At 71.4% G+C, this 18,652-nt stretch carries 12 protein-coding genes; 7 read left to right on the top strand and 5 right to left on the bottom strand.

What is annotated here, in order from left to right; translation table 11 throughout:
• Nucleotides 1-118: 118 nt before the first annotated feature.
• From ACWCXC_RS16850 to ACWCXC_RS16825, 6 genes are all read left to right on the top strand, one after another.
• Entirely contained in the window at nucleotides 119-1,825 is a 1,707-nt protein-coding gene (locus ACWCXC_RS16850) for a TIGR02677 family protein (protein WP_450889463.1), read from the top strand.
• On the top strand, nucleotides 1,822-3,150 hold the full coding sequence (locus ACWCXC_RS16845; RefSeq protein WP_450889461.1) for a TIGR02678 family protein: 1,329 nt from the start codon (nucleotides 1,822-1,824) through the stop codon (nucleotides 3,148-3,150). The genes ACWCXC_RS16850 and ACWCXC_RS16845 overlap by 4 nt, the downstream gene beginning before the upstream one ends.
• Nucleotides 3,147-7,409, top strand: a complete 4,263-nt coding sequence (locus tag ACWCXC_RS16840) for a TIGR02680 family protein (RefSeq protein ID WP_450889459.1) — start codon at nucleotides 3,147-3,149, stop codon at nucleotides 7,407-7,409. The genes ACWCXC_RS16845 and ACWCXC_RS16840 overlap by 4 nt, the downstream gene beginning before the upstream one ends.
• Complete coding sequence (locus tag ACWCXC_RS16835; RefSeq protein WP_450889457.1) at nucleotides 7,406-8,674, top strand: TIGR02679 family protein; 1,269 nt, start codon at nucleotides 7,406-7,408, stop codon at nucleotides 8,672-8,674. Before ACWCXC_RS16840 ends, ACWCXC_RS16835 begins: the two co-directional genes overlap by 4 nt.
• Before the next feature lie 938 nt (nucleotides 8,675-9,612).
• Nucleotides 9,613-10,248: a YeeE/YedE family protein gene (locus ACWCXC_RS16830; protein ID WP_450889455.1), complete on the top strand. Its 636-nt coding sequence runs from the start codon at nucleotides 9,613-9,615 to the stop codon at nucleotides 10,246-10,248.
• Nucleotides 10,248-10,664 (top strand): YeeE/YedE thiosulfate transporter family protein, encoded by a 417-nt coding sequence (locus ACWCXC_RS16825; protein ID WP_450684039.1) that lies wholly within the window; start codon nucleotides 10,248-10,250, stop codon nucleotides 10,662-10,664. Before ACWCXC_RS16830 ends, ACWCXC_RS16825 begins: the two co-directional genes overlap by 1 nt.
• A gap of 192 nt (nucleotides 10,665-10,856) precedes the next feature.
• Here ACWCXC_RS16825 and ACWCXC_RS16820 read toward each other — a convergent pair whose 3' ends face one another.
• A complete protein-coding gene (locus ACWCXC_RS16820; protein WP_450889453.1) occupies nucleotides 10,857-11,744 on the bottom strand; it encodes a serine protein kinase RIO in 888 nt (295 codons plus the stop codon).
• A 396-nt stretch (nucleotides 11,745-12,140) separates the two neighbouring features.
• Between ACWCXC_RS16820 and ACWCXC_RS16815 the strand changes: the two genes are divergently transcribed.
• Nucleotides 12,141-12,974, top strand: coding sequence for a PIG-L family deacetylase (locus tag ACWCXC_RS16815; RefSeq protein WP_450685533.1), 834 nt, complete (start codon nucleotides 12,141-12,143; stop codon nucleotides 12,972-12,974).
• A gap of 194 nt (nucleotides 12,975-13,168) precedes the next feature.
• On the opposite strand, the gene ACWCXC_RS16810 is transcribed toward ACWCXC_RS16815, so the two are convergent.
• The 4 genes from ACWCXC_RS16810 to ACWCXC_RS16795 all read right to left on the bottom strand — a co-directional run bounded on the left by ACWCXC_RS16810 (nucleotide 13,169) and on the right by ACWCXC_RS16795 (nucleotide 18,603).
• Complete coding sequence (locus tag ACWCXC_RS16810) at nucleotides 13,169-14,491, bottom strand: MFS transporter (RefSeq protein WP_450889451.1); 1,323 nt, start codon at nucleotides 14,489-14,491, stop codon at nucleotides 13,169-13,171.
• A gap of 84 nt (nucleotides 14,492-14,575) precedes the next feature.
• Nucleotides 14,576-15,106: a carboxymuconolactone decarboxylase family protein gene (locus ACWCXC_RS16805; RefSeq protein WP_450685535.1), complete on the bottom strand. Its 531-nt coding sequence runs from the start codon at nucleotides 15,104-15,106 to the stop codon at nucleotides 14,576-14,578.
• A gap of 126 nt (nucleotides 15,107-15,232) precedes the next feature.
• Nucleotides 15,233-16,228 carry a hypothetical protein gene (locus tag ACWCXC_RS16800; protein ID WP_450889448.1) on the bottom strand — a complete coding sequence of 332 codons (996 nt, stop codon included), beginning with the start codon at nucleotides 16,226-16,228 and terminating at the stop codon, nucleotides 15,233-15,235.
• Nucleotides 16,229-16,377: 149 nt separating this feature from the next.
• Nucleotides 16,378-18,603, bottom strand: a complete 2,226-nt coding sequence (locus ACWCXC_RS16795; protein WP_450889622.1) for an ABC transporter permease — start codon at nucleotides 18,601-18,603, stop codon at nucleotides 16,378-16,380.
• Nucleotides 18,604-18,652: the final 49 nt, after the last annotated feature.

Raw genomic sequence — 18,652 nt, 5'->3', positions numbered from 1 at the left:
CGTCGACCCACTCCGTACGCTCCTGCTCCAGCGTGCCCGAGGCCGGCGCGGCGGTTGCCCTAGACGAGTTCCGGCCTCCCCGCACCGCCTGTCGGCCCCTCCACGTAGCCTCACGGCCATGGAGGATCCCGTTCTCGGCGCCCAGCCGAAATCCGGCGACGCGCCCTCGGCGCCCGACGCCGACGAGACGCGCCGCCGCCTCGACGCGTACACGTACCTCAGCGCGCCGGAGCGGCTGGAGTACCTGGCGATCATGCGGGTCTTCTGCGGCACGCTCCTGGCCGACCTGGCCGTCCCGGACGTGATGGCGAAGCTGCGCGAGGGCGGCGGCGCCGCCGCGGGGCTCGACGCCGATCCCCTCACCGCGCGACTGGAGCAACTGGTGAAGTGGGGGAACCTCCTGCGCGGCAGCCACACCGTGAAGGCGGCCAGCATCACGGAGTACCAGCGTTCGCGGGCCCGCTACCAGCTGTCGCGGCTGGGCGAGCGCATCCAGCGGGACGCCGACGGGGTGCTGGCCGAGGCCGACGCCGCCCGCGAGGTGAGCAACGAACTGCTGGCCCTGGTCGAGCGAGGGCTGCGGGAGCTGGTCGAGCTGGTCGCCGAGCCGGGCGGCATCGCCCCGCAGGACGGGCTGGAACGGATCAGCACGTTGTTCGTGCAGTTCACCGGGTTCGCGGACTCCGTCCGGGACTTCTACGCCTATCTCGGCCAGGTGCTCGCCCGGTACGACCTGGACGGCGGCGAGTACCAGGGCTTCAAGGAACTCCTCCTGGACTACGTCGAGGCGATCACGGAGGACGTGTCCTTCCGCGCCCCCCGCATCTCGGCAGCCCTGGACGTGCTCTGGCCCCGCCTCCCGGCTCTGCTGGAACAGCTCGACGCTCACGCGCGAGGGCTCGCCGGGCTGCCGACGCAGAGCGAGAGCAGTACGCAGACCCGTGTACAGCGCAGCCGGGGTCGCGAACTCGCGGACTGGGAGGGGCTGCGGGGCTGGTTCAGGGACACCGACGGACAGGGCAGCCAGGTCGACCAGCTGCGCGACGCCACCCTGCGGGCGCTTCAGTCGCTGCTGGCCAACGCCAAGCGGATGCTGCGCTCCGCCACCGGCGAGATGTCGCGGCGCCGGGACCTGCTGCGTCTGGCCCGATGGTTCGACCAGGCCGCGCCGCAGGACGCGCACGACATCGCCGTCGCCGCCTTCGGGCTGTACGGCGCCCGCCATCTGGGCGTACCGCCCGCCTCCGACGAGGTGGTGCCCGCCTACACCAGCTGGTGGACCGGCCCGGTGGTCACGGTGCCGGTCGCGCTGCGCGAGAGGGGCAGCCGTGCCCAGCGGGGGCGGACGGCATCGGTGGAGGACCATTCCGCGCAGAAGGAGCGGCTGCGGGAGGCGGCGCGTCAAGGAGCCGCGGAGAGAAGCGCCGCCGCGGACGAGCTGTGCAGCGCGTCCGGGCGTCTCGACGGCGTACGGCTCACTTCGGCGGCGCTCCGCCTGCTCCTGGAGCTGCTGGCCACGGCGCTCGGAAACGCCCGGCTCAGGCGGCGGTCCGCGGCGGACGGGCAGGCGGAGCGGGGCTTCGGGCTGGATGCGGCGTGGAGCGAGGACATCGATCTGGGCATCCGGTTCACGGTGCACCGTACGGCGGGAGCGCGCACGCTTCTGCGCTCGGTCGACGGGGATCTGCTGCTGGACGACCTGGAGCTGCTGGTCCACAGGACGGCCGTCTCGACGGACGGGGCGGAGCCGACCGGGAGCGAACCGCGTTCCGTGCAGTCGCGCGATGCGTCCGCCGGCGGCCTGGGAGAAGTGAGCGCGCCGTGACACTTCCCTCCGCCCACGACGTGGCTCTCGCCGCCGAACGCCGCACCGCAGCACGCCTGTTGCTGGCCCACCCGCTGATCACAGCGGACGGCCCGCACGCCGACCTCTTCCCGCTGGTCCGCCGGCACGCCGACTGGCTGGGCGGCCGGTTCCAGCAAGTGCTCGGCTACCGCCTTCTGGTCGACAGCTCCTACGCCCGGCTGTTCAAGGCCGGGCTCGGAGCCCGCTCGGGACACCGGCTCGTACGATCCACCGGCACGCCCTTCACCCCGCACACCTACGCCTGTCTGGCTCTGGCCCTGTCGGTGCTGGTCACCGCCCCGGAGCAGGTGCTGCTGTCTCAACTGGTCGCCGACATCCGGGCCGCGGCGGCCGATGCGGATGTCGAGCTGGAGGAGACCGGAAGGGCGGTCGGGAAGCGAACGCTGGTCGCGGCTCTGCGGCAGCTCGTCGAGTGGGGTGTTCTGATCGAGACCCACGGCCACGTGGGCGTCATCGCCCAGGAGGCCGGCGGGGAGGCGCTGATCACGGTCGACCGGGAGCTCGCCCGTGTCATCGTGGCCGGTCCGCTCGCCCAGTCGCGGAACGGTGCCGACCTGGTCCGGCGCGCGGCGGACCCGGGGTTCGGAGGACCGCGCACCTACGTGCGACGGATGCTCGTCGAGACCCCTGTCCTCCACCTCGATGAACTGACCGACGCCGAACGCGACTGGCTCCGCACCCGCCAGCGCCGGGAGGCTCAGGCGTTCCTCGAACTCCTGGGCCTGGAGACGGAAATCCGGGCCGAGGGAGTGGCCCTGGTCGATCCCGAAGAGGAACTGACCGATCTCCACCTGCCGGGCACGGGGACCGTCGCCCAGGCGGCGTTGCTCCTGGTGGAAAGACTGGTGGAGCGGCTCCGTCCGGCTGAACCCGGGCATCCCGCGACCGGGGGTGTCCTCGTCGTCGGGGTCGCCGTTCCGAACGGTGTGGTGGATGAGCTGCTGGGCGAACTGGTCGCCGAGTACGGGCAGCGCAGCAACTGGCAGCGCGGCTACCTCGACGACCCCGGCGCCCTGCGTGAAGCCGTGCTGGACCTGCTGTCCCGCATGCGCCTGATCGCCCCGGCCGGCCCGCTGCGATCCGAGGGAGCGGGGCTGCCGGAGGAGTACGCCGACGAGCTGCCGGAGGGGCGCCAGGTCACCGATGTCCGGGCGGCCCGGCCCGGTGGCGGCGAGGGCTGGGTCCTGCTCGCCGCAGCGGCCCGTTACGCCACCCAGGTCTCCGTGCCGACGACGGGCGGGCGGAACCCATCCACCGAGGCTCAGCAGGAGTTGCCGCTATGACCGCCGATGCTCGTGGTCTCGTTCCCCTTCCGCGTTCAGGTCACACACAGGCGGCGCGTACGCGTTTCCGTCTGCACCGGGCAGGTATCCAGAATGTCTGGCAGTACGACGAGCAGGAGTTCGCCTTCGGCGACGGGCGACTGCTGCTGCGCGGCAAGAACGGGGCGGGCAAGTCCAAGGCCCTGGAGATGCTGCTCCCGTATCTCCTGGACGGCGATTCCCGGGCGCTCGATGCCACCGGCACCGGGCGGACGACGCTCGCCTGGCTGATGCTGGACGGCTTCGAGCAGACCAACCGCCTCGGCTATCTGTGGGTGGAGTTCCGCGGGACGGACGAGGCCGGCGACCACCGGTGTCTGACACTCGGCGCCGCGATCCGTGCTTCGAAGTCGGCGCAGAAGGCGGTGCCGACGTTCTTCGTCACTCCGCTGCGTGTCGGCGAGGACCTGCACCTCGTCGAGGCGGGCAGACCTCTTCCCGTCGACCGGCTCAAGGAGATCGTCGGCTCCGGCAATACGACGGACCGAGCGGTCGAACACCGAGCCCGCGTGGCCCGGGACCTTTTCGGGATCACGGACGCGACGCGCTACCGCAACCTCACCCAGCTCCTGCACCGGCTGCGGCGGCCCACGGTCGGGGACCGCATCGAGCACGGCGGTCTGGCCGTCCTGCTGAGTGAGACCCTGCCCGGACTCGACGAGGATGTGGTCGAGAAGGTGGCACGCAACCTCCACGACCTGGACACCGTGCGGGCCGAACTGGGGCGCCTGGAACGTACCGACACGGCCTTGCGCACCTTCCTCGCCGACTACCGTCGCTACCTCGCCGGCGTCCTGCGCTCCGCAGCCCGGGACGTGGGCCGGGAGCTGGACACTCTCGCCGAGCGCCGCCGGAACGCCGGGGACGCCGCGCAGCACACGAGCGTGCTGAAGGAGCGCGAGAAGGAATCGGAGGAGGGGCTGAGGAGACTCCGCGAGGAGGAGGAGTCCGCCCGGACGGAACTCGCCGCTCTGCACGACAGCCACGCCTACCGCAGCCTGCGCGAGCTGTCGGAGCGCCGCAGCACCGTGGAAGCCCTGCGCACCGCGGCCACGACTGCCTTCGCCGCGGTGCGCGGGGCGCACGAGGCGGAGGAGAGCGCGGCCGAACGGCTGGACGAGGGTGTCGAGGAGCTGGGAACCCGGCTCACCGAACTGGCCACGGAGCACCGGGAACTCCTGGTCCAGGCGGAGCGGGCGGCGCTTCCCGCCGCGCATCTCGGCGAGGTGGCCGCTCTGCCGCACACCGTCCGTTCCTCGTCGACACGGACGGAGCTGACCAGCCCGGACGGGGAACCGCAGACCGTACGGCACCGACCGGTGGTGCGGGTGGACCTTGCGACGACAGAGGCCGGGCTGCGGTCCTGGCAGGAGCAGCTGGCGGCCGCCGAGGCCGTCGTACGGAATCGGCAGCGGACGGTCCAGGACGTGGCCCGTCACTTCGCGCGGGCCGAGGAGGCGCGAGCCAGTGCGGAACGAGCCGACCAGGAGCGGGAACGGCTGGAGGGCGAAGCGGAAGAGTCCGCCGACCGCCTCGAAGCCAGCAGTCAAAAGGTCGCCGACGAGAGCCGGGCATACGCCGCCGAGGTGGCCGTATGGGTCCGTGAGACGCGGACCGCAGCCGGGCCCGAGTGCCCACCGCTGGATGCCGTCCTCGCGGAAACGGCGTGCGCGGAGGACTCCGACGCATCGTTCTCCTCCCGCACCCTCCCGGCCGGCGTCGACACCCACGCTCAGCAGGCAGCGCACCTGGCTCTTGAGCCGTACGCGGACGTTCTCACCCGGCATCGCGACACCCTGGCGGTCCGCGTCGGCCGGCTCGGTGAGGAGAGGGACCGCCTGACGGAAGAGCGGCGGGCGTGGGAGCGCCGCACGGACCCGGAGCCTCCGGCCCCGTACCACCGAAGCACGGTGCGAGATCCGGCCACCGGGGCACCGTTCTACCGGTTGGTGGACTTCGCCGAGCACCTGACCGCCGCTCACCGGGCACGTCTGGAGGCGGCACTGGAGGCGAGTGGCATTCTCGACGCGTGGGTCAGCAGGGGCGGCGCCCTTCTCGACCCGCTCTCCGGGGACGCCCTTCTCGACGTGGTTCCGGCCCACGGCCCGCTTCCCGTGGCGCAGACGCTCGCCTCGGCCTTGCGCCCAGTTGCGCAGCCGGAGAGCGGCATCACGGCCGAGCAGGTGGAAAACCTGCTGTCGGCCATCGTGCTCGCACCGGTGCCGAGGACGGCGGACGGCGGGACGGCGACCGCGAGTACGGTCCACTTCGACGGTAGCTGGCGGCTGGGAGCCCTCCGAGGGCGGCACGGGAAGAGCGCCGCGCAGTACGTGGGCGCAGCGGTGCGGGCCGAGACGCGGCGCCGGGCACTGGCCGACGTGGAAGACCGGCTCGGCCGGACGACACGGCAGCTGGCCGAAGTCCGTAGCGAGCTCGCCACAGCCGATTCCCGGCGACGGGCCCTCGCTCAGGCGGAACGCGGCTTCCCTCGGGCACGACGGCTCTCCGACGCCTGGAACACCCATGCTTCGGAGGAGAGGGCGGCGCGGGCGCTGTCCGCCAAGGCGGGCGAGGCGGCACGGGAGGCGGAAGAGGCCCGCGCCCTGGCCGTTTCGACGCGCTCCGAGGCAGACGCCACGGCGACCGCCCATGACCTGCCCACCGACACCGTCGCGCTGGACCGCGTACACACCGCCCTGGCCTCGCTGCTCACCGGCGCCGGCCACCTGCGCAGGGCGGTCAACGGTACGGTCGCCCGGCTCGGCGGAAGCCTGGCGGACGACCGGCGGTACGCGAAGGCCCGCGAAAAGCGGAGGGAGGCGGAAGAGGGCTACCGGCTCCACCACCGGCACCTGCTCACAGCTCAGCAGGATCTGCGGGCCAGGGAGGCAGCCGTCGGTTCGTCCGAGGAGAAGATCCTCGCCGACGAACAGGCGGCCAAGGACCGCATCGCCCATGCCATGCAGGCCATGCCGTCGCGGGAGCACGGCCACAACGAGCTGCGCGACCAGCGTGTGCGGGCGGAGGAGAACGAGGAGCGCCTGCGCAGGGAACTGGCGGGCCAGGAAACAGCGGTGATCGAGACCGGCCGCGCACTGCGCGGAGCCCTCAACCGCCCGGAAGTCGTCATCGGAGCGGGTCTGGATCGTACGTCTCTCCCCCATCAGGTACAGGACGACCCGGGCTCCAACGCGCGCGACCGCCTGCGCGCACTGCGAGCACTGGCGGAAGCGGTGGATCGGAATCTCGGCCGTCACCGGGAAGAGGTCTCCGACAGCCTTCTCCTCAAACGGCACACAGCCCTGCGTGATCAACTGGCGGGCGGTTACGATGCTCAGCTCGACGAACACGACGGCATCAAGGTGTGCCGCCTGCTCGACGACCACGGTTCGCACGACGTCGCGGTCGTGGGTGAGCGGATCGCCGTGGAGGCCGCCGAGGCGCGAGGACGGCTCACCGAACGCGAGAGCGACGTGTTCCAGCGCTTTCTGACCGGCGAACTCGGAGACCATCTCTCCACTCAGGTGATCACGGCGGCCCATCTGGTCGCCGAACTCAACGCCACGCTGAAGACCGTACGGACCTCGCACGGTCTCGGCGTGGAGCTCCTCTGGAAACTCAACGATGACGCCGAGGCCGACGTGCGGGTGGCCGTCGAACTGCTGCGCAGCCCGTCGAGCCTCCGGACGCGCGAACAGACCGAGCAACTCCGCGACGTCCTGCAACGCCGCATCGAGGACGCCCGCCGCGCCGACCCGTCCGCCGGATACACCGCCCACCTACGCACCGCGCTGGACTACCGCTCCTGGTTCACCTTCCACACCTTCGTCGTCGAGGACGCCGCCCCCGGGCGCAGAAGGAAGCTGACCGGCCGCACCGGTCTGAGCCAGGGAGAGCAGCGCGTGCTCTCCTACCTCGTGCTGTTCGCCGCCGCTGCCGCCCACTTCACCAGCCTCGCCGACTCGGCCCCGCACGCCCCCCGGCTGATCCTCCTGGACGACGCCTTCGCCAAGGTCGACGAACCCACTCATGGGCGGCTGGGCCGCATCCTGGTCGATCTGGACCTCGACTTCGTCCTCACGAGCGAACGCCTGATGGGCAATTGGCCCGAGGTGCCCTCCCTGCACATCTACGAGTGCCTGCGCGACCCTCACGTACGCGGAGTGGCCACGTTGCACTACACGTGGAACGGCCGCCACCGGCGGCTGGCGTCGGTATGAGCGTCCTTCCGCCCGCCACGCGCGACTGGCTGGCGGGTCCCGGACTCGTCCGGCTCTGGAGCGCGACACGTAAACGCCTGGAGAGCAACGGGGTGCGGCCCACCGGCTCCCTCCGGCTGGCGGTGGTGAGTTCCCGGGAGCGGAACGATCTGTCGCTCCTGCTGGGCAAGGCCGTCACCGGTACAGCGGTGACGGTGACACTCGACGTGCTCGACGAACGCCTGCGGACCTCGGCCGCGGGGCTCGGGCTCAGGCAGGTTCTGGAGGAGCTCGGCCCTCCACTCGTCAACCGGCGGGCGGCCCGGGAGGAGAGCGCGGCAGAGCGTCAGCGTGTCTGGGCCGCGCTCGCCTCGTCCCTCGACGCGTCGCCACTGGCCGGGTTGGGGTGGGTGGAGCAGTGGTCGGACGGGTTGCGCCGCACAGGCGTCCCGAAGGGTGTGGCACCGGAAACGGCCGTACGCACGCTTCAGCAGGCCGTCCAGGTGCTCGGCATGCTGCTCGACTCACACCGTAGGGACACACGGGGCCGCGGTGAGCTGGCCGCGTCGGTGACCGGCTCCGCCCATGGGCTGGACGACGGCACCTGGCTCGCCCGCCTCGTCCAGCGCGGCATCGCCCTGGCCCACGACATGGATCCTCCCGGTGACGCGGCCGGCCGACGGGCACTGTGGCGGCTGGTCGCGGTCACCCCCGACGAGGTCTCCAGCACGGTGCTGACGTACGGCCTCCGGCCTCTCGGCGAGGACTGGCGCGCGAGGGCACTGCGGGAACGGACCGATCACCATGCGGAGACCCACCTGACGTCCCGCGACCTGCGTGACGTACGACTTCACCTGCCGGCCGGCTCCGTCGTCCATATCTGTGAGAACCCACGCGTGGTGGAGGCCGCAGCGGACGCGGGCTGTTCGCGCGCCCTGGTCTGCACCTCCGGCAGCGCCGCGACGGTGGTCCTCGACCTGCTCGACGCCCTCGTCTCCAGCGGCTGCCGCTTCGCCTACCACGGCGACTTCGACTGGCCGGGCATCGCTCTGGCGAACCGGATCATGCGCCGTTACGAAGCCCGGCCGTGGCGCATGAACGCCGAGGATTACGAGCGCCTGGCCATGCGCAGCCAGGCCGAGGGAATCCCGCCGCTGCCGCTGGTGGGCGACCCCGTCAGCGCCGAGTGGGACATGGACCTCGCCCCGGCCATGGCCGCTCTCGGGCTGGCGCTCCATGAGGAGGCGACGCTTGACCTGTTGGTGAACGATCTGGGGACCTCGTAGCGGGACGCCGTTTCCGGAGCGGTTGCCCAGCGCTTGGCGCGGTGTACTGCGGGTCACTCATGCCAACGGTTTGATCACGGATCCATTCGGGATTCCCTGACGGGCGCCGTCCGAATTCACAGGGCCGCCACAGGAGCATCGCTCCAGCGCCACCTCCGCCGGTGTGTGGGCGCCCTTTATGGGGGCCGTGTCACGGATATTCGTACTATTCCGCGGCCGAGGGGGAGCGTGGGGCAGGGCGTCGCGCGGAGTTGCCCGGGATGCCGGATCAGTGGTTGCATCACGCCCGGTCGAGGCGGGAAAGCCCCTGCTCCGCACCGCGACAGGCCATGGCCGCGCCTGTGACCTCGACCATGCGAACGTGGCAGGGCAAGAGACCGAGAACGGCAACCGTCCCCAGCGGAAGGCGGTGTGCGCCGGTCAGAAGGGAGCAACGTGAGTTGCTCGCACGCCGCAGGATGCCCCCTTTTCCCTTATCTCAGGGAGAGTCTGCAAGGGTGGCGCGATTATTACTGCGACAGCGCGGATCAATGGCACGGCTGTGCGCGTTACCGGATGTCGCTCACGGGCGAACGTGTGCCGATCAGTCTGCTGCCCAATGGAGCCCAGGCGCGCCATCTGGAGAGCACGGAAGCGGATGAGGGAGCGGGCGCCGGTGTCGCCGCCGTAGCGCGGCAGCCGTATCCGAGGAGCCCGCAGGGGCAGCAGCCGGCACAGCAGACGCCTCAGGCACAGCCGGAGCCGTACGGGGGTCGGCAGTACGGAGGTCAGCCGTACCGGGACCCGTACGGGGGCCAGCCGTACGGGGACCCGTCAGACGCGGGTCAGTCGTACGGGGCCGCCGCGGAGTCGCGTCGCGGGGCGCCGCAGTCCCGCCGGGCCTCCCGGCCGAAGCGGGGCTGGTGGGCCCGGCTCACCGCGTGGATGGGAAGGCCCGCATGAGTGGCTACTGGCCCTGGTGGGCGGGAGCCGTCGGGCTCGCGCTGGTGACGGTCGCGTACACGCTCACCACGGACCGTTCGTTCGGAGTGTCGTCCGCGTGGGACCGGGTGCTGCACTGGCGCAGGGAGCGCCGACTGGAGCGGCTGGACGAGGAGTTCGCCGACGAGCAGGCGCTCACCGCGGCGCTCGCGGCGGCGACGGCCGAGCACTTCGGCGCCGGTCCGGCGGGCGCGCCCGGGGCAGTGCCGCCTCCGCCCGTGGCGGGGCCTACGGGGCGTCAGGACTCCGCCGCGCCGAACCGGACCCCCGCGCCGCTGTTCGCCCAGGCCGCCCTGCTGGTGTCGATCTTCGTCGGCGGTCTGATCGCCGCGCTGACCACGGGCCGGTTCCATGCGCGGCTCGACATGGGCCCCGGCTTCCGGGACGTGGTGACCGGGAATCCGTTCGTCATGACCGTCGTCCTCTTCGTCGGAGGCGTGCTGGTCGGCTTCGGTACGCGGCTGGCCGGCGGGTGCAGTTCGGGCCACGGGCTCAACGGCTGCGGCCGTCTTCAGCCGGTCAGCCTGGTCGCGACCGCCGTGTTCTTCGGAACCGCCGTCGCCGTCTCGTTCCTGCTGTGGAAGGTGATCTGATGCGCACGAGGGGCACGGTTCTGCTGGCCAGCGTCATCACCGGTCTGGCGTTCGGCTACACCGTCTTCAGGATCGGCTTCGGCGACTACGCCGAACTGAACCGCATGTTCACCTTCCAGGACCTGCGCATGTTCTTCTCCTTCGCGGGCGCGGTCGGCATTCTCGTGGTCGCGTTCGCGCTGATACGGCCCTCGCGCGTCCGGACCCGCGTCCACGCGGGCGTCGTGCCCGGCGCGGTGCTGTTCGGCACGGGCTGGGCGCTCTCCGGCGGTTGCCCGGCGATCCCGCTCGTCCAATTGGCCGGCGGGTACCTGCCCGCGCTGATCACCATCGCCGGGGTCATGGTCGGCATGCGGCTGTGCCGCTGGGCCAACGGACGCCACTTCCAGGTGGACAGCGGTTCCTGCGGTCTGTAGATCCTGGCCCGGCCGTCCGGTGAGGCACGCCGGGCCCACGTCCCCTGGCTTCCCACCTCGCCGTCGCCGTCGTCGTGGCCCGTCGCCGTCACCCGTCGCCGTGGTCCGGAACCCTTGGGTCCGGACCACGGCGACGGTGCGTACGCGTGCTTCTCCGGCGCAGCCGTACCCCGGTCGGGCCGGGCGTCGCGCTCAGAAGAGCATCGCCAGGAGATCCGCGAAGAGTTCGTCCTCGTCGGCCTCCAGACCGCGCTTGGTGAACCACGTGCACATGTTGTGACAGTCTCGCATGAGGAAGTCCATGCCCTGCGGATTGCCGACGATGTCGACCACCTGGGGCAGGTCGATCATCACGAGCCGGTCGCCCTGCGCCAGCACGTTGTACGGGGAGAGGTCGCCGTGGGCGAGGCCCGCGCGGGCCAGTTCACGCATGCCGTCGCGGAGCTGGTCGAAGTAGGACGCGAGCAGGGCGCGCTCGGGGCGGACCTGGGCGAGCCTCGGGGCCGCGCCGCCCTCTCCGTCGTCGATGAACTCCATCAACAGCTCGGTGCCGTCCACCTGTACGGGGTACGGAACCGGAACGCCCGCCTGCCAGAGCCGGCAGAGGGCCTCCCACTCCGCGTAGGCCCACTGCGCGGCCGCCACGCTCCTGCCGTGCGCGGTCTTCTTCGCCAGGGCACGGCTGTCACGGCTGTTCTGCGTACGGCGGCCCTCGACGTACGACGCGCTGCGGTGGAAGGAGCGGTGCTCCTCGGTCCGGTAGCGCTTGGCCGCCAGCAGGGAGTGGCGCGCGGGGTTGTCGCCGATCCGGTCCACGGCGCGTTCGAGCAGGAAGACGTCGGCTTCCTTGCCGGTCTTGAGGATGCCCAGTTCCGTGTCGATCGCGGCCTGTTCGGTCACGACCCAGTCGGGGCGGGGCTCCGGGCCGCGTGATCCGCGTTCCACGTCGAGCCAGGTCGACCAGCGCTGATCGGCGCCGAGCTGTTCCTGGACCGCGTCGAACCGGAAGACGAAGGCGTCGTCGGAGAGGGGCTGGTCAGTGGGGGTGTTGCGGAAGGTACGGGTGACGTCGGAAGACATCTGATGTGCTCCTGGAGAAAGAAGAGGGACGGGTGCGGACATGCCGCAGCACAGTGACGACCATCTGTCAGCCCTCCTCGGGTCCAGGCAGCACGGACTGCTGCACAACGCGCCCCACCTTGCGTGCCCCCTCGGATTCACGCAACCGAATTAACCGGTCCCCGCTTCGGGAACAGTGCGTCCCGTCCGCACGGTTGCACCTACGGGGGAAGGGGACGACGGGGGAAGCGGAGAGACGCGGAAGCGGCCGGACGGCGGGTGAGTGACCGACGCCGGGGCCGCTTCGCGTGCGTGGGGCGGAGAGCGCCGAGCGGCCGGCCCCGCCCCTCTGACGACGCCCCGTCCCCGGCCCGTACCACGACCGCACGACGCGCACTCCCTCAGGAGGACTGCAACATGACCGACCGTCCCTTGACTCTCATGGCCGTGCACGCCCACCCGGACGACGAGGCCACCGGAACCGGCGGGGTCCTCGCGCGGTACGCGGCCGAGGGCATCCGCACCGTTCTCGTGACCTGTACCGACGGCGGATGCGGTGACGGACCCGGAGGCACCAAGCCCGGTGATCCCGGGCACGATCCGGCGGCCGTCGCGGCGATGCGCCGCGAGGAGCTCCGGGCGAGCTGCGACGCCCTGAAGATCAGCGATCTGGAAATGCTGGACTACGCCGACTCGGGAATGATCGGCTGGCCCAGCAACGAGGCCCCGGGGTCCTTCTGGCAGACCCCCGTGGAGGAGGGTGCCGCCCGGCTGGCGGAGCTGATGCTCCGCTACCGGCCCGATGTCGTCGTCACCTACGACGAGAACGGTTTCTACGGCCACCCCGACCACATCCAGGCCCACCGGATCACCATGGCCGCGCTGGAGCTGACCGGTCTGACGCCGAAGGTCTACTGGACGACGATGCCCCGTTCGGTGATGCAGCGCTTCGGCGAGACGATGCGCGAGTTCGACGAGAACGCCCCCGAGCCGAGTCCCGAAGAGGCCGCCGCCATGGCGGAGATCGGGCTTCCCGACGACGAGATCACCACCTGGGTGGACGCCACCCCGTTCAGCGGGCAGAAGTTCGACGCGCTCGCCGCCCACGCCAGCCAGGGCGAGAACATCTTCTTCCTCAAGATGGGCAAGGAGCGGTTCGGTGAGCTGATGGGCGTGGAGACCTTCCTGCGGGTCAGGGACACCACCGGCGCCCCTGTTCCCGAGAACGATCTCTTCGCCGGGCTTCGCTGACCGCCCGCTGGCCCGATCTCCCTGGCCCCGCCGGATGGCCCGGTCTCGATGGAGGCCCGGACTCCCGGACCGCCTGCATGGCCCGGACCGCCCGGACCGCCCGCGCCTCCGGCGGGCCGGGGCTGGTTCGGGCGGCCGGGCCGGGGCCGGGGCCGGTGGCTTCGGCGAGCCGGCCCTGCCCGTTCCGGTGGCCCTTACGCAGCCCTGGTCAGCTTCGTCCGGTCTGCCCCTGGGCCCCGCACCACCACGGGCTCCGGGGCATCGGTGGCGCGAGCGCCGGCCGTCGCCGTGCCGGTCCCGTCCGGGGCGAGGGCCGTGCCGTGCTCCTCCTCGCGTCGCCACAGCAGCAGGGCGCCCCCCGCCCCCGTCGCCGCGAGGACCGCGAGGACGGACCAGGTGAGGGTGAAGCCCCCGACCGTACCGAGCCATCCCGCGATCGGGTACGTGATCAGCCAGGCCAGGTGGGACAGGGAGAACTGCGCCGCGAACACCTCGGGTATCGCGTCACGCCCGGCGGAGGCGCGCAGGACCGTGCCGGTCGGGGTGATGACCAGCGCCATGCCCACTCCGATGACGGCCCAGACGGCCGCGGTGCCCACCCAGGTGGTGAGACCGGCCGCGACTATGGTGACCGCCCCCGCCGTACCTCCCACGAGGGCGCCCGCACCGGTCAGCATGACGCTGCGGGCCGCGACGCGGTCGAGCACACGGGGCAGGACGAGGGCGGCCAGGAGCGTTCCCGTTCCGGAGGCGGCGAGCATCCGGGCGACATCCGCCTGCGAGCCGCCCAATGCGTCCCGCACGTAGTTGACGGTGCTGACGACGACGATCGAGCCGGCCGCCGCCACCGCCAGGTTGAGCGCCATGACCCCGCGCAGCCGGGGCGTGGTGACGAACGTCCTGATCCCTCCCGCCACCTTGTCCCACGTCCTGGTGTGCGCGCCCGCTCGGGCGTCCGGGATGCGCGTCGACAGGACGAGCAGGGCGGAGAGGACGAACCCCGCCGAGGTGCCGAGGAAGAGCCGGTCGAAGGACATGAACGTCAGCGCGACGGCGGCCAGCACGGGGCTGAGCAGGCTCTCCATGGTCGATGCGACCTGGGAGGCGGACAGCGCGCGCGTGTAGGCGGCCTCGTCGGTGACGATGTCCGGGATGACGGCCTGGAACGTCGGTGTGAAGGCGGCGGACGCGGCCTGAAGCAGACCGATCAGTACGTAGACCTGCCAGACCTCGGTCACCAGCGGCAGCGCGAGCGCCACCGCGCCCCGGATGAGGTCGAGGACCACGAGGAGTGCTCTTCTGGGAAGCCGGTCGATGTACGCGGCGGCCAGCGGCGCGATCACGACGTACATGACCATCTTGATGGTCAGGGCGGTACCGAGGACCATTCCGGCGCGGGGGCCGGCGAGTTCATACGCCAGCAGCCCGAGGGCAACGGTGGTCAGTCCCGTACCGAACAGGGCGATCACTTGGGCACCGAACAGGTGCCGGTAGTCGCGGACGGCGAACAATCGCATGACGGGTTCCTTCCGGATCCATGCGGCGGGCGCGGCCCCTCGGGCGGAGCCCGCGCCCCGCGTGTACAGACGGGGATGTCTTCTCTACGCACCGGCCTCGCCTCCCGAGGTGAGTCCGGCCAGGAGGTTGAAGGCGCCGGTGAGAACGTTGAGCGCGACGACTCCGACGACATCGGCTATCGCGCGGTCGCTGTATCCGTGCGCCCGCAGCGTGGTGATCTGTTCGTCGGTGACCGACGCGGGCTCGCGGTGGACCTGGAGGGCGAGGGCGATGATCGCCGCGATGGCGGGATCGTCCGACGTGCCGTGTCGGGCACGCCCGATCTCGTCCTCGCTCACGCCCAGGCCGCGTGCGGCACTGACGTGCGCGTCAAGACAGAGCCCGCAGCCCTGCCGGGTCTGGACCGCGATCGAGATCCGTTCGCTGATCCGCCGGTCGAGCTTCGCGCGTCCCATGGCGCGGCTGAGCTGGAGGTAGCCGCCCAGGACGGCCGGTGAGTGCGCCATCGTCGCGACCATGTCGCCGGTCCGGCCGTGCCGGGAGACGAGATCGGCCAGCAGTTCGCGCGAGGTGCCCACCGCCGTTTCGGGCGTGAGTCGGGTCAGACGGGGCATGTCCCTTCTCCTTCCGCGACGTGTGTGGTGAGTGGGTGGGGTGCGGCGTGTGCGGTGTGCGGTGTGCGGTGAGGGAGTGGTGAGTGGCGGCTTCGGGTGGCGGGTGGCTTCGAGTGGCGGAGGAGATCAGTGGTGGGCGTGGGTGGCCTGGTGTCCGGCGTGGTGGGCTCCGTGGTGACCCTCGTGGTGCGTGCCCTGCTGCCCGCCGTCGTGACCTCCGTGGTGACCCTCGTGGTGCTCGGCGTGCTCGGCGGTCTCGTCCTGCGTGGCCTCTGCCGGGTCTCCGCCGTCGCCGGCTGCCGCTGCGACCGTGCGTACCGTGAACTCGGCCGTCCGTACGACGCCGTCGTGCTGGAAGTCCAGGAACAGCCGGTACGTGCCCGCCGTCGGCGCCACCGCCATGAACGTGATCTCCGGGCCGGGCGCGGTGACCCCGTCGCCGGGGGCGCCCTCCGGGTGCACATGGAGGTACCCGAGGTCGCCCACCCGCAGCGCCACCAGGTGCCCGTACGCCGCCAGGTACGGCTGGAGGTCCGTCACGGGGACGCCGTCCCTGCTCACCGTGAGCGTCAGCTCGCTCGCCTCGCCGGGCAGGAGTTCCCCGTCCAGCGCGACGCCGTACTCACCGATCCGCGCGGTCCCCGTGGCCTCCGGCAGCGGGCGCGGCTCGTAGAGACCGGCCACCGACGCGTCGGCGCCCAGGGTCAGGGTGCCGGTGTGAGCCGCGGGGTGGATGTCGGTGAAGAACCGCCAGTCCCCCGGCTCCAGGTCCAGCTCGGTGCTCCAGGTGCCCTGCGCGTCCCGCACCGGGTGCACGTGCTGGAAGCCTGCCGTGTCCCGCCGCACGGCTATGAAGTGCAGCTCCTTCTCGTGCTCGGGCACGAACGCGGTCACCGGCCGGCCGTCGGGGCCCGTCACCCGGAAGGTGACCGTCCGCCGGCCTGCGGCGAACACCGTCGAGTCGAGCTCCAGGGTGTAGCCGCTCTGCGAGACCGACAGCCCACCGGGCTGCGCCCCGCCGTGACCGGCATGGCTGGCGTGACCGGTGTGACCGGCGTGTGCGCCGTGGCCCGCGTGCGACGCGTAGTGAGTGTGGCTGTCGTGTCCGATGTGGTTCGTCATGGCATCTCCCTGGCTGCGGTGCCTCCGACGTCGTCCGGTCCGGGCGACACTCAGGACCATATACCCCTGGGGGGTATATGGCGAGCGGTCGAGGACGGAATCTCGCGGAGATCGTGAACTTCCCGGACCAGCCGTGCAGCGGCGTCCGGTCAGTCGCGTCGGATGTGTCTCAACTCGACATGGCGACGGGTGAGAGGCAGCGAGGCCAGCGCTGCGGTGACCAGGACGGCAACGGTGCAGGCCACGAGGAGCGGCAGGCCCTCGCCGTCCCAGTAGACGGTGCCGCCGCCGGTGATCAGATAGCTGGACTCCGCGAGACGGCCGGCCACCAGGGCCCCGACCAGGCCGACCGCGAGCGGGAGCAGCACCTGGACGCATTGGGCCGCGCGGATCGTGCGGGGCCGGGCGCCGAGAAGGTGCAGCGCGGCGATCTTGCCTCGCCGCTCCATCGCCCGGTCTGCGGCGGACACGACGAAGGCGGCGACCCCGATGAACAGCCCGAGAATCATCCCGGCCGCAAGCAGGCTTTTGACCACGGCGATCTGCTGAAGGCCCTCCACATTGATGCCCACCGGCTCGACACTTGCCGTCGGGGCGATGGCACCGATGCCGTCGAGCACCGTACGAACGGTGCTCGGCGCGGAGTCCGACAGCAGGACGAGCTGTCCGTCCACCGGCCATGTCCCGGCGGGAAGCAGCGAGGGCGGGATGACGACGTTCGCCCCGAGGAAGACCGAAGGCTGCCACGCCCGGATGTGAACGGCGCTCCGAGGAATGGCGACCCGGAACTTCTCCGTACTCTTCCCGTCAGCCGTACGCAGAACAAAGGTGTAGGTATGCCCGGGACGGATATCCGCATCCTCGGCGAACTCCGAGTCGACGAGACGCTGGGCTCTGCCATCCGCACAGCCCCGGGGAGGCTGCGCGGTGAACCCGGCCAACTGCGCACAATCGGCGACCACGGCCGTGATCCCGGATCCGGTGGACTCGCCGTTCGCGATCCCGGAGTTCATCTCGACGACGTCCGCGCGCACACCCTCTGTCCGGCGCATACGGACGCGCTGTTCCGCGTTCGCTTGGGCGAGCGGGACGGCGTACTCCTGGGTCGAGGACACCGGCTTGCTGATGTGGGCCAGTTCCACAAGAACGCCCTGGGCGAGCGACGCGGCGTACACGAGGAGGACCAGCCCGGTGACCACGCGCAGCGAGGCACCGGGCTCGACCTCGTTGCGGCGCATGGCGAGGGTGAGGGAGAGCGATTGCGTGGAGCCGGCCAGCCGTTTCGCGAGCCAGGCGGTGACCGGGGCGAGCGCGAGAACGAGGCCGGCCCCGGTCAGCAGCACCCCGACGGGAACGAGCAACGCGTTGGCCGGCCCTCCCGAAAGGTTCCGTCCGAGGGCTCCGAGGGCGCAGTACCCGCTGATGAGCCCGAGTCCGGGCACGAGCAGCAGGAGTCCGTACTTCCGTGGAGAACGGGGCGGCGCACCCCGCCGGACCTGGAGGGGGCGCAGCGCCGCTTCGCGGGCCCGATGGCGTCCGACGAGCCAGGCGAGGACGGGGCAGACGAGAAGGCAGACGGTGAGTACGGTGCTGGACGGGCGGCCGTCGGGCGCGTACCACTGGAGCCCTGGCAGACCGACCTCGGCAAGTGCCTCGTTGGCGAGGGTGTACACACCGGTGCCGAGGAGCGCGCCGAGGGACGCGGCGGCCACCGTCTCCACGGCGTCGACGCGCATGGCTCCCTTCACGCTCAGCCCGAGCAGGCGCAGCGCCGCGAGCCGCCGCGCCCTGGACTCGGCGGAGAGCCGTGCACACACGGACAGGAACACGGCCAGCGGCAACAGGACCAAGCAGACCAGGGCGAACCGCAGGATGTCGAGCGTCGATTCGTCCACGACGTGAGTCGGTGCCCAGCGCTCACCGAAACCGGCGAACGGGCGTGCCTCATTGGGCAATTGGCTCTGCGTGCGACCGATATAGGCGTACAGCTCATCGGGGCCTGTGAGCCCTTCGGGCCGGATCGTTCCCGTGATGCGGCCGGGGAGCAGCCCGGCAAGTCCCGGCTGCTCGATGAGCGTCTCGCGCAAGTGCGGGGAGACGATCACTTCACCAGGACGGGGAAGCCGGTCGGTCCCGGGCGGGGCGGAGATGCGGCTTCCCATCGGCAGGCTGAGGAAGACCCGGGTGAACGGCTGGGAGCCGTACGGGTCCCTGCGGGTCACGAAAACGGCGTCCTCGGCGGACCGTGCGTGGTAGACACCGGTCACCGGTCTCGGCTCGCGTGCGGCGGCGCGGTTGTCGTGGGCGTCCAGGATCGCCGGAACGGTGAGCACGGCGGCGAGGCAGGCAACGCCTGCCGCACAGCCGAGGGTCATCAGCAGGAACCGGGCTCGCCCCACCCGGCCGGCGCCACGCAACAGACGC

The sequence above is a fragment of the Streptomyces sp. NPDC001515 genome (assembly GCF_053597115.1).
The sequence above is the reverse complement of the archived record's forward strand: the minus strand, read 5'-3'. Positions and strand labels throughout refer to the sequence as shown.

Bases quoted from the DNA above. Each gene is read 5' to 3' on its own strand.
- ACWCXC_RS16850 (WP_450889463.1), top strand. From the start codon at position 119: ATGGAGGATCCCGTTCTCGGCGCCCAGCCGAAATCCGGCGACGCGCCC.
- ACWCXC_RS16840 (WP_450889459.1), top strand. From the start codon at position 3,147: ATGACCGCCGATGCTCGTGGTCTCGTTCCCCTTCCGCGTTCAGGTCAC.
- ACWCXC_RS16835 (WP_450889457.1), top strand. From the start codon at position 7,406: ATGAGCGTCCTTCCGCCCGCCACGCGCGACTGGCTGGCGGGTCCCGGA.
- ACWCXC_RS16830 (WP_450889455.1), top strand. From the start codon at position 9,613: ATGAGTGGCTACTGGCCCTGGTGGGCGGGAGCCGTCGGGCTCGCGCTG.
- ACWCXC_RS16825 (WP_450684039.1), top strand. From the start codon at position 10,248: ATGCGCACGAGGGGCACGGTTCTGCTGGCCAGCGTCATCACCGGTCTG.
- ACWCXC_RS16820 (WP_450889453.1), bottom strand. From the start codon at position 11,744: ATGTCTTCCGACGTCACCCGTACCTTCCGCAACACCCCCACTGACCAG.
- ACWCXC_RS16815 (WP_450685533.1), top strand. From the start codon at position 12,141: ATGACCGACCGTCCCTTGACTCTCATGGCCGTGCACGCCCACCCGGAC.
- ACWCXC_RS16810 (WP_450889451.1), bottom strand. From the start codon at position 14,491: ATGCGATTGTTCGCCGTCCGCGACTACCGGCACCTGTTCGGTGCCCAA.
- ACWCXC_RS16805 (WP_450685535.1), bottom strand. From the start codon at position 15,106: ATGCCCCGTCTGACCCGACTCACGCCCGAAACGGCGGTGGGCACCTCG.
- ACWCXC_RS16800 (WP_450889448.1), bottom strand. From the start codon at position 16,228: ATGACGAACCACATCGGACACGACAGCCACACTCACTACGCGTCGCAC.
- ACWCXC_RS16795 (WP_450889622.1), bottom strand. From the start codon at position 18,603: ATGACCCTCGGCTGTGCGGCAGGCGTTGCCTGCCTCGCCGCCGTGCTC.